We start from the raw sequence: 13,913 nt of genomic DNA on the forward strand, positions 1-13,913 counted from the left end.
CGGTCTCACACTGGCTGACCACGCATGACCTTTGCCGGCCGGGCCCGGCGTCCATCCCGCTCGGATGCGTTCAGATGTCGGGTCGGCGGACTACGATTTCCCCGGCAACCCGGCCCCGATGGAGAGAACGAGCAGTGAGTTACAACGCCGCAGACATCACCGAACTCGATGATGTCCAGCACACCCGTCTGCGGCCGGCGGTCAACCTGGGCCTCGACGTGCTCAACACCGCATTGCGGGAATTGGTCGACAACGCGATCGAAGAGGTCGCCGATCCCAGCCACGGCGGATCGACGGTCACCATCACCCTGCACGCCGACGGTTCGGTCAGCGTCGCCGATGACGGCCGCGGACTTCCCGTCGACTCCGATCCGGTGACCGGTAAGAACGGCATCGTCAAGACGCTCGGCACCGCGCGCGCCGGCGGCAAGTTCTCCGCCCACACCGACGCCACCAGCACCGGTGCCGGGCTCAACGGGATCGGCGCCGCGGCAGCGGTGTTCATCTCCGCCCGCACCGACGTCACGGTGCGCCGCGCCGGCAAGACTTATCTGCAGAGCTTCGGCGCCGGATATCCCGGCACCTTCGAGGGCAAGGATTTCGACCCCACCGCACCCTTCACCCGGGCCGACACCCAGAAGCTGCGCGGTGTCGGCAACCGCAGACCCGATGCGCACGGCACCGAGGTGCGCATCCTGTTCGACAAGGCCGTCGTCCCGGACTCCAGCATCGATATCGGCGAGGTGCTGCTGCGCGCCCACGCCGCGGCGCGGATGTCCCCCGGCGTGCACCTGGCCGTGGTCGACGAGGGATGGCCCGGTGAGGAGATCCCCGCCTCGCTGCTCGAGCCGTTCGACGGCCCGTGGGGCAGCGACACCCTGCTGGACCTCATGTGTACCGCCGCGGGCACCCCGTCGCCGGCGGTGCGCGCCGTGGTGGAGGGCCGCGGCGAATACACCACGGGGCGGGGGCCGACACCGTTCCGGTGGTCGCTGACCGCGGGCCCGGCCGAACCGGCCACCGTTGCCGCGTTCTGCAACACCGTGCGCACCCCCGGCGGTGGTTCCCATCTGACGGCCGCCATGAAGGGGCTGTCCGAGGCACTGGCCGACCGCGCATCCCGGATCCGTGACCTGGGCCTGGCCAAGGGCGAGGACGGCCCGGAACCACAGGATTTCGTCGCGGTGACCGCCTTGGCCGTCGATACCCGCGCACCCGACGTGGCCTGGGATTCCCAGGCCAAGACCGCGGTGTCCTCGCGTTCACTCAACGTGGCGATGGCCCCCGACGTGGCCCGCAGCGTCACCATCTGGGCGGCCAATCCGGCCAACGGCGACACCGTCTCGCTGTGGACCAAGCTGGCCCTGGAATCGGCGCGGGCCCGGCGCAGCGCCGAGGGCGCCAAGGCGCGTTCGCGCGCGGCATCCAAGGCCAAGGGACTGGGCACAAATCTGTCCCTTCCGCCCAAGCTGCTGCCGAGCCGCGAGACCGGACGCGGATCCGGTGCCGAGCTGTTCCTGTGCGAGGGCGACTCGGCGCTGGGCACCATCAAGGCCGCCCGCGATGCCACCTTCCAGGCGGCCTTCCCGCTGAAAGGCAAGCCGCCCAACGTGTATGGGTTCGCCATCAGCAAGGCACGGGTCAAGGACGAGTTCGACTCGATCGAGCGGATCCTGGGTTGTGGACTGCGCGACAACTGCGATCCCGAGCTGTGCCGCTATGACCGCATCCTGTTCGCCTCCGACGCCGACCCCGACGGCGGCAACATCAACTCCAGTCTCATCTCGATGTTCCTGGACTTCTACCGCCCGCTGGTCGCGGCCGGGATGGTCTACGTGACGCTGCCGCCGCTGTTCGTGGTCAAGGACGGCACCGAGCGGATCTACTGCCAGGACGAGTCCGAACGCGACGCCGCGGTGGCCGAGTTGAAGGCCAGGTCCAAGCGCAAGGTCGAGGTGCAGCGCAACAAGGGTCTCGGTGAGATGGATGCCGACGACTTCTGGAACACGGTGCTGGACCCGCAGCGGCGCACCGTCATTCGGTTGCATCCCGACGATGCCGACAAGAAGTTGCACCACATCTTGTTCGGCGGGCCACCGGAAGGCCGGCGCACGTGGATGGCCGATGTCGCCGCCCGTGTCGACACCGCCGCTCTGGATCTGACCTAGGAAGAAACTCACCGTGACCGCCACCCTGGACATACCAGAGCAGAATCCCGATCTGGTGCTCGATCAGAGCGCCGACGATTACTGGAACCACTACCAGCTCACCTTCGCGCTCTACAGCGTCAGCGACCGCGCCATCCCCTCGGCGTTCGACGGGCTCAAGCCCGGTCAGCGCCGCCTGCTCTACCAAATGCACGATTCCCGGCTGCTGCCGGGGAACAAGCCGCAGAAATCCTCGAAGATCTGTTCGGCGGTGACCGGCAATCTGCATCCGCACGGCGGGGCCTCGATGTACGGTGCCGCCGCGCTGATGGCCGCCGAATTCCAGCGCGTGAAGGTGATCGACGGACAGGGCGCCTTCCCCCGCATCCAGGGCGATATTCCCGCCGCCGACCGCTACACCGAGATGCGGTTGTCGGCACCGGGGGCCGCGCTGACCGCCGAACTCGACGATCACGCGGTGCCGATGGTGTCGACCTTCGACGGTGAGTGGGTCGAGCCCACCATGCTGCCCGCGCAATGGCCGGTGCTGCTGTGCAACGGCGCGATGGGAATCGCGGAGGGCTGGGCCACCAAGGTGCCCGCGCACAACCCGCGCGAGGTGATGGCCGCGTGCCGAGCGCTGCTCGCCAGGCCCAACACCACCGACGACACCCTGATGAAGTTGATCCCCGGCCCCGACTGGGGTTGCGGGGCAACCGTTGTCGGCACCGCTGGGCTGCGGGAGTACATCACCACCGGGCGTGGACAGCTCACCGTGCGCGGCACCGTCAGCGTCGACGGGAAGAACTGCGTCATCACCGAGCTACCGCCCGGTGTCGCGAGCAACACTGTGCAGGAACGCATTCGGGCACTGGTCGAATCCGGCGAGATGTCCGGCGTGGCCGATATGTCGGACCTCACCGACCGCCGCAACGGCCTGCGCATCGTCGTCACCGCCAAACGCGGGTACAGCGCCGAACAGATCCGCGATCAGCTGCTGGCCCTGACCCCGCTGGAGTCCACCTTCGCCGCCAGCCTGGTGGCCCTCGACGAGGACCGGGTGCCGCGCTGGTGGAATGTCCGCGAACTGATCGGGGCCTTCCTGCACCTGCGCGACTCGGTGGTGCTGCATCGCAGCGAGTACCGGCTGGAGAAGGTCACCGCCCGCCGCCACCTGGTGGCCGGCCTGATGAAGATCCACCTCGACATCGACGCCGCCGTCGCGGTGATCCGTAATTCCGAGACGGTCGACGAGGCTCGCCAGGGCCTGCAGAAGCGCTTCGAGATCGACGAAGAACAAGCCAATTACGTTCTGGCACTGCAGCTTCGCCGACTGACCAAGCTCGATGTCATCGAACTGCAGGCCGAGGCCGACAAGCTTGACGCCGAGTTCGCCGAACTCACCGAACTGGTCACCGATCCCGATGCCCGCCGCAAGGTCATCGACAGGGAACTTGTCGAGACCGCCAAGCTGTTCAAGGGTCCCGAGTTCGACCGCCGCACCGTGCTCGACGCCGAGGCCACGCCGGTGACCGCCGGCTCCGACGAGGACGGCCCCCGCGAGCGCAAGGTCAACACCGCCTGGCGTCTCGATGACCGCGGCGTGTTCTCGGACAGCCACGGTGATCTGCTGACCTCCGGTCTCGGCTGGGCGGTGTGGACCGACGGGCGCGTGAAGTTCACCAATGGCAACGGCCTGCCCTTCAAGATCCGGGATATCCCCGTCGCACCGGATATCACCGGCCTGCTGCGGTCCGGTGTGCTCGGCGAGGGCTACCACCTGGCGCTGGTGACGCGGCGCGGAAAGGTGCTGCGCATCGATCCCGCCGCGGTGAACCCCCAGGGGGCGGCGGGTAACGGCGTGGCCGGGGTGAAGCTCGGCGGTGACGGTGAACCGCAGGACGAGGTGATCGCCGCGCTGCCGCTGTCCTGCCAGAACGGCGAGGCCATCCTGTCGATCTCGGAAAAGGGCTGGAAGGTCACCGAAGTCGCCGATATCCCGGTCAAGGGACGTGGCGGTGCCGGTGTCGGTTTCCACCCGTTCGTCGCGGGTGAGCATGCGCTGCTGTCGGCACAGGTGTCGGCCACGGGCTACGTGCGAGGCAAGCGCGCGGTGCGGGCCGAGAAGCGCGCCAAGGCGTCCAACAAGGGTTCCGGCACCGACGTGCTGCCCGCCGAATCACCGGCCTGAGCGAGGTGCCGACCCGCTAGGTGATCTGGTCGGGTGCGCGTTCGGAGATGGTCAGGGTGGCGCGCAGGCCGCCCAGCGGGCTGTCGCCGAGTTCGAGGCGCCCACCGTGCAGCGCGGCCTGCTGGGTGACCAGCGCGAGCCCGAGCCCCGAACCGCCGGGCGCGGCGGTACTGCCGCGCGAGAACCGCCCGAGCACCGCCGTGCGCTCCTCGGCGGGCAGACCGCAGCCGTCGTCATCGACGACGATCTGTAACCGATCGGGTAACCGGTTACAGGTCAGTGTGATCCGGCTGGCACCACCGTGCGTCGCCGCGTTGCGCACCAGATTGTCGACCGCCAGCCGCAGCCCGCCAGACCAGCCCCACACCGTGACGTGGTCGTCATCGGCGACCGTGATGTCGACGGTGGGGTGCACTCGCGCGTTCTCCCGCACCACCCGGTCGAGCATGTCGGTCACGTCGATCAGCTCACGGTCCTCGGCTTGAGCGAGCTGCCCCGAGGCCAGCTGTCCGAGTGCGGTGATGGTGGCCTCCACCCGGCGCTGGGCGCGCAGCAGGTCGGCGACCACCTCGTCACGCTCCTCGGCGGGCAGGTCGTGGATGCGCAGCGTATCCAGATCCGCACGCATGGCCGTCAACGGTGTGCGCAGTTCATGGGCGGCATTGGCCGCGAAATCCTGTGCAGCCTGCAGGGATCGGGTGGTGGCCTGCTGCGCGGCGGCCAGCCTGCTCAGCATGCCTGCCATCGCGTCGGAGAGTTCCTCGGCCTCGCGGGCACCCTTCACATTCGGCACGCCGCCGCTGCCCAACGATTTCGTCTGCTCGGTCAGCCTGCGCAGCGGGCGCACCGCGGGGCCCGCCAACAGCCAGCCGAACCCGCCGGCCACCAGCACGGTGAGCACGCCGACCGCGAGATACACCGGAATTCTCGTGGGGCTCAACAGAATACTGTCGGCACGAATGCCCAGCGACAGCAGGATGCCGCCACCCTGCTGGTCCATCGGGATGGTCCGCACCCGATACTCGACACCGTTGACCTCCACGGTCTCGGTGCCCGGTGCCAGGGCGGGCAGCTGAAAGCCGCGCTGAAAGACCACCTGACCGGTGGAGCGCGACCGGCCTGTGGTCAGCACCCCGCGTCTGGGGTCGGACAGCTGTTCGGGGAACATGCTGGCCTCGACGATCGAATCGAGACGGCGATCCAGTTGTGCGGCATCGTTGTTGGCCAGTACCAGTGATGTCAGCACCGTGAAACCGGCGACGACGGCGGCCGCCGCGACGGCGGAGGCGATGGCGACCCGAGTGCGCAGTGACAGCCGAGCCACGGACTACGCCTCCTCCCGCAGCACGTAACCGATCCCGCGGACCGTGTGGATGACCCGGGGGCGATCCTCGCGCTCCAGCTTGCGTCGCAGATAGGAGATGAACACATCGGCGACGTTGGTGTCGACGTCGAAGTCGTATCCCCACACCAGCTCGAGCAGCCGCTGCCGGGACAGCACCACACCCGCGTTCTCGGCCAGCACCGCGAGCAGATCGAATTCACGCTTGGTCAGATCGGCACGCTCGCCGTCGACGTAGACCAGCCTGCGGGCGGTGTCGATGGTCAGCGGGCCCACGATCATCACATCGGATTCGCGTTCGGCGTGACTGGCGCGGCGCAGCAGGGCGTGCAACCGGGCCACCAGCTCACCGAGATCGAACGGCTTGGTCAGGTAGTCATCGGCACCGGCCTCCAGACCGGCGATCCGGTCGTTGACGGTATCGCGGGCCGAGAGCACACAGATCGGGATCTCGTTGCCGAGCGCCCGCAGCGCCGTCACCACCGCCACGCCGTCGAGTTCGGGCATCTGCACGTCGAGCACCAGCGCGTCATGGGCCTCGCTGGCGAGCATGCGCAACGCCTCGCGGCCGTTGGAGGCCACCCGCACATCGAATCCGGAATGCCGCAGCCCGCGCGCTACCGAGGTCCGGACATCCGGGTCGTCATCGACCATCAGCACCGTGCGGCCGGTGCTGTCGGACGGGGAGTGTTCCAGCGTGGTGCGCACCCCTGGATTATGGCGTGCGCTACGGGATTGCGCGGAGGACCGGGCCAGGCAGGGCACCGGTGCCCTGGGCGACGGGACTTACCGCGTCCCCGGCGGCGGGTAACCCGGCGACCGGCGATCCTGCTGAGGACGATCCGGCCGTCGGCGACCCGGCACCGGTCAGGCCGGTGGCCGGCTGCTGTACGGCTTGCATCAGGCCGAGCACCTGAGGCAGCGAGATCGGCAGCTGGCACTGTGTCGACAACCGCACCAGGGGTGCCTGCAGGCGCTGCATGTCCTTGGCGGCACCGGGCTTGGCGTCGAAGTAGGCCTTGGCGGCGGCGAGGGACTGCGGCCCGGCGGGTTGCGCGGCGATCGTGGTCAACGCCTGATTGGTGTCGGGGTGGGTGTCGAGGTAGTTGCCCATCGAGGTGGCCACCGAACCGATGGTCTTGGCGATCTCGCTCGCCTCACACGGATCGGTCTCCGCCCCGGCGCCCGGCGCCGAGATGACAGCCACCACACCACCGGCGGCCAGGCAGCCAGCGAATGTCGCCAACAGGCCGCGACGCAGCGCGGCGGAGCCACTGGGAATCAGATTCATCGGAAATCTCCTTCGGGTGGGACACCACTGGCATGGCTTGCGAACTCCCACTTTCGACAAGGCACGTATCCCCGACCCGGAACGACCAGCCGCCATCATGCCATCTGCCCGATCACCGGGCCAACCGGCACAGCAAACTCGCAGGTGGCGCCGAGGGGCGGACGTTGCGAGGTGGTCACAACCCTGATCGGGCACCGTTCACCGCACAGCAAGCTGCGGTACGCTCTCGCTTACCAGCATCCGGGGAGAAAGGCCAGGGGCGCCATCCAGCAGTTCATGATGCGCTTGAGCAGCAGCCTGCGCAGATATCGCTGGGCGGTGTTTGTCGTATGGGTGCTGCTTCTCGTGCCCTCCGTATACCTGGCCATCAACCATTCCGACCGGCTCACCGGCGGCGGGTTCGAGGTCGCGGGATCGCAATCGCTGGACCTTCAGCACCAGCTCGAAGAAGATTTCCCGGACCAGGGCGCCTCACCGCTGGCGCTGGTGGCGGTGCCGCGCGCGGACGCGTCCTTCGAGGATATGAACGAGGCCGTCGCGCAGCTGCGAAGCATCGCCGGGGAAGTGCCCTCGGTCACCGAGGCACCCAACCCGCGGCAACCGCCGCCCGCCCCCGACCGGCCCTATGTCGTGCAGTTGAAGGTGGACTTCAACAACAGCGGCGCGGTCGACATCGCCAACCAATTGCGTGACAAGGTCGGCATCGAAGGTGAGCAGGCGGGACTGTCCGACAACGGCAAGGTCCGCCTCTACGTCATCGGCCAGGGCGCGCTCGGCGCCGCCGCGCAACAAGCCACCAAACATGACATCGCGCAGGCCGAGAAGTGGAACGCACCGGTCGTCCTGATCATCCTGCTGGCGGTCTTCGGGTCGCTGGCCGCGGCCGCGATGCCGCTACTACTCGGCATCTGCACCGTGGTGGTCACCATGGGCGTGGTGTTCCTGCTGTCCCATGTGATGGCCATGTCGGTGTTCGCCACCTCGACGGTGTCCATGTTCGGCATCGCGGTGGCGGTGGACTATTCGCTGTTCATCCTGATGCGTTATCGGGAGGAGCTGCGGGCCGGACGCGATTCCGCGCAGGCCATCGACGGGGCGATGGCTACTTCGGGGCTGGCGGTCGTGCTGTCGGGCCTGACGGTGATCGCCTCGGTCAGTGGCATCTATCTGATCAACACCCCGATCTTGGAATCGATGGCCACCGGAGCCATCCTCGCGGTGGCGGTCGCGGTGCTGACCTCGACCACCCTGATCCCTGCCGTGCTGGCGACCTTCGGCCGCTCGGCGGCCAAACGGTCCAGGCTGTTGAACTGGTCCCGGCGCCCGGACACCACCCAGTCACGCTTCTGGACGCGCTGGATCGGTGCGGTCATGCGCCGACCGTGGGTGTCGGCAACGTTCGCCGCGGTGATGCTGCTGGTGATGGCGGCCCCCGCCTTCGGGATGACCCTCGGTAACAGCATGCTGCGCCAGTTCGACCCGAGTCACGAGATCCGCGGCGGGGTGAACGCCGCCGCCGAGGCGCTCGGTCCCGGCGCCCTGGGCCCGGTGCGGGTGATGGTCACCTTCCCCGACGGGCAGGCCGACGGCCCCGCCGCGCAGGCCGCGCTGGCCACCGTGGGACGCACCATGGCCGAGGGACCCGATGTGGCGGCCGTGACACCGCCGGTGATCGGCAAGGACAACGACAGTGCGCTGCTGTCGGCAGTGCTCACGGTCGACCCCGAGGACTTCCGGGCCCGCGATGCGGTCGACTGGATGCGCACCGAGCTGCCCAAACTCGACATCGGCAACGCGCAGATCGACGTCGGGGGACCGACCGCGCTGATCAAGGATTTCGACGACCAGGTGTCCATGGCCCAGCCGTGGGTGTTCGTCTTCGTCGCCGTCATCGCCTTCGTGATGCTGCTGATCGCGATCAGGTCGGTGTTCCTGGCGCTCAAGGGCGTGCTGATGACCGTGCTGTCGGTCGCGGCCGCCTACGGCAGCCTGGTGGTCGTCTTCCAGTGGGGCTGGTTGGAGGACCTCGGGTTCGCCCCGTTGGAGTCGCTGGACAGCACGGTGCCCCCGCTGGTGCTGGCGATGACGTTCGGTCTCTCGATGGACTACGAGATCTTCCTGCTCACCCGCATCCGGGAACGCTTCCTGATCACCAACAACACCCGCGACGCGGTCGCCTACGGCATCTCCACCAGCGCGCGCACCATCACCAGCGCGGCGCTGATCATGATCGCGGTGTTCATCGGATTCGCCTTCGCCGGTATGCCGCTGGTGGCCCAGATCGGTGTCGCCTGCGCGACGGCCATCGCGGTCGACGCCACGATCGTGCGGCTGGTCCTCGTGCCCGCGTTGATGGCGATGTTCGACGAATGGAACTGGTGGCTGCCGCGCTGGCTGGACCGCATCCTGCCGTCGGTGGACTTCGAGAAGCCGCTGCCCAAGGTCGACATCAGCGACCTGGTGCTGGTGCCCGAGACGGCCCTGGCCGCCCCCGGTGCCGATCTGCGCATGGTGGTCAAGTCCGCCGCCAAGCTCAAGCGCCTGGCCCCACAGACCGTGGTGGTCCCCGATCCGCTGGCCTTCACCGGCTGCGGACCCGCCCCGGGGGAACGCCGGCTGTCCGGACGGCTGCCCACGATCACCTCCACCGGTTCGATCCCCCGGCCCGTGCACCCGGTGACGATGTGGCGCGGCCGGATCAACGTCGCGCTCGACGCGCTGGAGACCGCATCGGACTCCGAGAGGCTGCCCGTCCAGCGCCGCAGCCCGATCGAGGCGACCACCGTGCAGCTGCCCACCGGCGACCGGTTGCTCATCCCGACCGGCGCCGAGACACTGCGGATGAAGAGCTATCTGTTGATGTGCCGCAACACCAGCCGCGACTTCGCGGAGTTCGCCCGACTGGTCGACTCGATGGAGACCGACACCGCGGCCCGCGTCCTGACCGGCATGGACCGGTATTACTGTGGACAGCGCCCTCGGGCGCACTGGGTCGCCACCCAGCTCGTCCGCAGGCTTGCCGACCCACGGCCTTCGGACGACCCGGACGCTCCGGCACCGGCCGAGACCGATTGGGACCAGGTTCGGCAACGATGCCTGTCGGTGGCGGTGGCGATGCTCGACAGAACAGAGCTGGAGGAGGCGAGGTGACGGTGGCAGCGCAGCCCACTGACATGTCCCCGGCGGCCGACGGACGGCCCGTCGAATTCTGGCCCACCTCGGCCATTCGCGCCGCCCTGGACAATGACGATCTTGCGGTATGGCAGCGCATCGCCGCGGCCATCAAGCGGGATCCGTTCGGCCGCACCGCGCGCCAGGTCGAAGAGGTCCTCGACACCGCGCACCCGTACGGGGTGTCCAAGGCACTCGCCGAGGTGCTGGACAAGGCCCGGGCACATCTGGAGGCCAATGAGCGCTCCGAGGTATCCCGGCACATCCGCGAACTACTGGAACGGTCCGGTCTCGGCGTTCCGGAATTCGCCTCGCGGATCGGGGTGCCCAGCGAGGACCTCACCGGATGGCTCGAAGAGAACGGCTCGCCACCGGCGACCCTGATGATCCGGATGCGCAGGCTCTCCGACCGGTTCGCCAGGATCCGCGCCCAGCGCGCTCAGGCCTCCGCCGAACGCTGAGCTCAGACGTTCACCGGGGCTGACCTCAGCGGGCGTTGATCGGCGTCACGTCGGTCACCAGCCACGTGCCGTCGGTCTTGGCGAGCGTGACCCGCAGTGCCAGCACCGCGATATCGGCCGGTTTGCCCGGGGTGTTCTGGGTGCCGCGCATGACGACGGCCACGCTGGCCGCTGCCGGACCGATCGCCTCCACCCCTGCCGATACCGTCTGCGCCTGACCGGATACGTTGCGGCTGGTCAGATCCTTTGCCACGGCCTGGAATTCGTTGCGGTAGCTCTCGGCCCGCTCCGGCGACATCAACGCGGTGGCACGGTCGATGCCGGTGTTCGGGCTGCTCGGGCTGAACGTTGCCGAGGCCTCCGCGACGCTGCTGGCGATGCCGACGACCTCGGCACTGTCACGGCCGAGGTCGCGGTCGGGGACAGTCCACCGGATGTAGCCGACGAAGACGGCCGCGACCGCGAGGACGGTGGCGGTCGCCACGACCCCCAGCCGCAACAGCGGCCCGTCGTCATCGGTGCCCACGGTGACCCCGTCGCGGCGGAACAGCACCGCGTTGACCACCACGCCCTGCACGATCAGTAGGCACAGCGCCGTGCACACCGCCACCCACCAGCGCGGCCAGTCCAGCGCACTGCCGATGAACACCAGCGCCAGGATCGCCAACGCCGGCGCCAGGATGTCGACGCCCGCGACCCGTACCCGGTTGATCATCGGATGGTCTCCAGTCGCGAGATCAGCAGCGAGCCGTCGACATCGGAGACACCCAGGCGCAGATTCCAGCGCACCGTGGTCGGCTGGGCGCCGGCGTTCTGGCTGACCGAGGTGGCGACCACCAGCACCGTGTCGGTGCGTGATGCCACCGTGGCGAGCTCGGCAGGGGGCGCGTCGGTGTCCTTGGCGCCGTCGGGGACCCGGTGCATGGACTCGATCGAGACGGACTCGACCTGGCCGACGGTCTGTGACTTCAGCTTGCCGACCAGATCGGCGAACGGTGTCATGGTGGCGTCGAAATCGACGTTGAGCTGGCCGACGGTGCCGTCCCGCAGTTGCTGCAGATTCTGCGGTGCGTTCTCGGAGTTCATGTTGATCAGCAGCGCGGTCCAGTCCACCGCCGCCTGCAGGACCTCGCTCTGGTGGGTACGTTCGGCCACGTCGGCGCGGTGTCCGGTCCACACCATGACGCCGAGCGCCGTGGCCGCCAGGGCGATCACACCGAACACGATGCCGGCGATGCCGTAACGGGACAGCACCCTGGTTTGCTCTTCGGGCATGGCCGTGAGGCTACCGGTGAGCTCTGGCACCATGAGAGTGTGACGTCTACAGAACTCCGCTCCGGCATCGATCTGCGATACGTCGACGCCGATGTGCGTCCCCAGGACGACCTGTTCGGCCACGTCAACGGGCGCTGGCTGGCCGACTACGAGATCCCCGCCGACCGCGCCACCGACGGTGCCTTCCGCACCCTGGCCGACCGCGCCGAGGAACAGGTACGCGACATCATCACCTCCGCTTCGGCGGCCGACGGACCCGATGCCCAGCGCATCGGCGATCTCTACGCGTCGTTCATGGACGAGGCCGCCGTCGCACAGGTCGGCGTGGCCCCGCTGCGCGCCGAGCTGGACACCATCGCCGCCGCGGCCGACCGGGACGCACTGGCAGCGGTGGTGGGCGCCCTGCAGCGCACCGGCGTCGGTGGCGGTGCCGGGGTGTATGTGGACACCGACTCCAAGGACTCCACCCGCTATCTGCTGCACATCTCCCAGTCCGGGCTCGGCCTGCCCGACGAGTCGTACTACCGCGACCCCGCCCATGCCGCCATCCTGTCCGCCTACCCCGAGCACATCGCCCGCATGCTCACCCTCGTCCACGGAGAGGGTGACCATGCCGCGACGGCGCGCCGCATCGTGGACCTGGAGACCAAGCTGGCCGCGGCGCACTGGGATGTCGTCAAGCGCCGTGATGCCGACCTGACCTACAACCTGCGCACCTTCGCCGAGTTGCCCTCCGAAGCGCCCGGATTCGACTGGGCGGGCTGGGTCGGCGCGTTGGGCGCGAGCCCCGAAGAGGTGGTGGTCCGCCAGCCGGATTACCTGACGGCGTTCGCCGCGCTGTGGGCGGGCGAAGACCTCCAGGTGTGGAAGCAGTGGTTGAGCTGGCGGCTGATCAGCGCGCGTGCCTCGTTGCTGACCGACGACCTGGTGGCCGAGAACTTCGCGTTCTACGGGCGCACGCTGTCGGGGACCGAGGCCATCAGGGACCGCTGGAAGCGCGGCGTCGGCCTGGTCGAGAGCCTGATGGGCGACGCCGTCGGCAAGCTGTACGTGGCACGGCACTTCCCGCCGGAGGCCAAGTCCCGGATGGACGAGCTGGTGGCCAACCTGCGCGAGGCGTACCGGGTCAGCATCACCAGCCTGCCGTGGATGACCCCGCAGACCCGCACCCGCGCGCTGGAGAAGCTGGACAAGTTCACCCCGAAGATCGGTTACCCGGCGAAGTGGCGGGACTATTCGGCGCTGGTGATCGACGCGGGTGACCTGTACGGCAACTACCGGCGCGGGTACGCCCTGGAATACGACCGCGACCTGGCCAAGCTCGGCGGCCCGGTGGACCGTGACGAGTGGTTCATGACCCCGCAGACGGTGAACGCGTACTACAACCCCGGTATGAACGAGATCGTGTTCCCTGCCGCGATCCTGCAGCCACCGTTCTTCGACGCCGAGGCCGATGACGCCGCCAACTACGGCGGTATCGGCGCGGTGATCGGTCACGAGATCGGGCACGGCTTCGACGATCAGGGCGCCAAATACGACGGTGACGGTAATCTGGTCGACTGGTGGACCGATGCCGATCGCACCGAATTCGGGCAGCGCACAACGGCATTGATCGACCAGTACGAGCAGTTCACCCCGCGGGCACTGGATTCCTCCCATCACGTCAACGGTGCGTTCACCGTCGGGGAGAACATCGGTGACCTCGGCGGGCTGTCCATCGCGCTGCTGGCCTACGAGCTGTCCCTCGGCGGCAAGGAAGCCCCGGTGATCGACGGCCTGACCGGCGTGCAGCGGGTGCTGTTCGGCTGGGCCCAGGTGTGGCGCACCAAATCCCGTGAGGCCGAGGCGATCCGGCGCCTGGCCACCGATCCGCATTCGCCGCCGGAGTTCCGCTGCAACGGTGTCATCCGCAACATCGACGCGTTCTACGACGCGTTCGAGGTCGGCACCGATGACGAGCTGTACCTCGAACCCGAACGGCGCGTACGCATCTGGTAGCGGGCCGGTCGGGGATCTACCGGGCTTCAGGCCGCGA

10 protein-coding genes are annotated in these 13,913 nt (G+C 68.4%); 5 read left to right on the plus strand and 5 right to left on the minus strand.

The genetic code is table 11. The features are described 5' to 3' along the window. Nucleotides 1-134 precede the first annotated feature (134 nt). Together FBY28_RS13205 and FBY28_RS13210 are read left to right on the plus strand one after the other, a co-directional pair. On the plus strand, nucleotides 135-2,168 hold the full coding sequence (locus tag FBY28_RS13205) for a toprim domain-containing protein (protein WP_141867430.1): 2,034 nt from the start codon (nucleotides 135-137) through the stop codon (nucleotides 2,166-2,168). Between the two features lie 13 nt (nucleotides 2,169-2,181). After that, nucleotides 2,182-4,338: a DNA gyrase subunit A gene (locus tag FBY28_RS13210; RefSeq protein ID WP_141867432.1), complete on the plus strand. Its 2,157-nt coding sequence runs from the start codon at nucleotides 2,182-2,184 to the stop codon at nucleotides 4,336-4,338. A gap of 16 nt (nucleotides 4,339-4,354) precedes the next feature. Here the strand turns inward: FBY28_RS13210 and FBY28_RS13215 are convergent, their stop codons facing one another. Genes FBY28_RS13215 through FBY28_RS13225 form a run of 3 tightly spaced genes read right to left on the minus strand, consistent with a single transcriptional unit; the run spans nucleotide 4,355 to nucleotide 6,971 of the window. Then, on the minus strand, nucleotides 4,355-5,662 hold the full coding sequence (locus FBY28_RS13215) for a sensor histidine kinase (RefSeq protein WP_141867434.1): 1,308 nt from the start codon (nucleotides 5,660-5,662) through the stop codon (nucleotides 4,355-4,357). A gap of 3 nt (nucleotides 5,663-5,665) precedes the next feature. After that, the gene (locus FBY28_RS13220; protein ID WP_141867436.1) at nucleotides 5,666-6,388 is read right to left on the minus strand and encodes a response regulator transcription factor; all 723 of its coding nucleotides are present in this window, start codon (nucleotides 6,386-6,388) and stop codon (nucleotides 5,666-5,668) included. Between the two features lie 19 nt (nucleotides 6,389-6,407). Next, nucleotides 6,408-6,971 (minus strand): hemophore, encoded by a 564-nt coding sequence (locus FBY28_RS13225; protein ID WP_141867438.1) that lies wholly within the window; start codon nucleotides 6,969-6,971, stop codon nucleotides 6,408-6,410. 171 nt (nucleotides 6,972-7,142) lie between these two features. Here FBY28_RS13225 and FBY28_RS13230 point away from each other — a divergent pair, with 171 nt between their 5' ends. Further along, entirely contained in the window at nucleotides 7,143-10,121 is a 2,979-nt protein-coding gene (locus FBY28_RS13230) for an MMPL family transporter (RefSeq protein ID WP_286178035.1), read from the plus strand. Further along, a complete protein-coding gene (locus FBY28_RS13235; protein WP_216847662.1) occupies nucleotides 10,118-10,603 on the plus strand; it encodes a hypothetical protein in 486 nt (161 codons plus the stop codon). Before FBY28_RS13230 ends, FBY28_RS13235 begins: the two co-directional genes overlap by 4 nt. 25 nt (nucleotides 10,604-10,628) lie before the next feature. Here FBY28_RS13235 and FBY28_RS13240 read toward each other — a convergent pair whose 3' ends face one another. Together FBY28_RS13240 and FBY28_RS13245 are read right to left on the minus strand one after the other, a co-directional pair. Then, entirely contained in the window at nucleotides 10,629-11,318 is a 690-nt protein-coding gene (locus tag FBY28_RS13240; protein WP_141867440.1) for a hypothetical protein, read from the minus strand. After that, nucleotides 11,315-11,878: an Rv1363c family protein gene (locus FBY28_RS13245; RefSeq protein WP_216847663.1), complete on the minus strand. Its 564-nt coding sequence runs from the start codon at nucleotides 11,876-11,878 to the stop codon at nucleotides 11,315-11,317. Before FBY28_RS13245 ends, FBY28_RS13240 begins: the two co-directional genes overlap by 4 nt. A 39-nt stretch (nucleotides 11,879-11,917) precedes the next feature. Here FBY28_RS13245 and FBY28_RS13250 point away from each other — a divergent pair, with 39 nt between their 5' ends. Next, nucleotides 11,918-13,876: a M13 family metallopeptidase gene (locus FBY28_RS13250; protein ID WP_141867443.1), complete on the plus strand. Its 1,959-nt coding sequence runs from the start codon at nucleotides 11,918-11,920 to the stop codon at nucleotides 13,874-13,876. Nucleotides 13,877-13,913 lie beyond the last annotated feature (37 nt).

This window comes from Arthrobacter sp. SLBN-53, assembly GCF_006715585.1.
In the GTDB taxonomy this organism is placed as follows: Bacteria; Actinomycetota; Actinomycetes; order Mycobacteriales; family Mycobacteriaceae; genus Mycobacterium; species Mycobacterium neoaurum_A.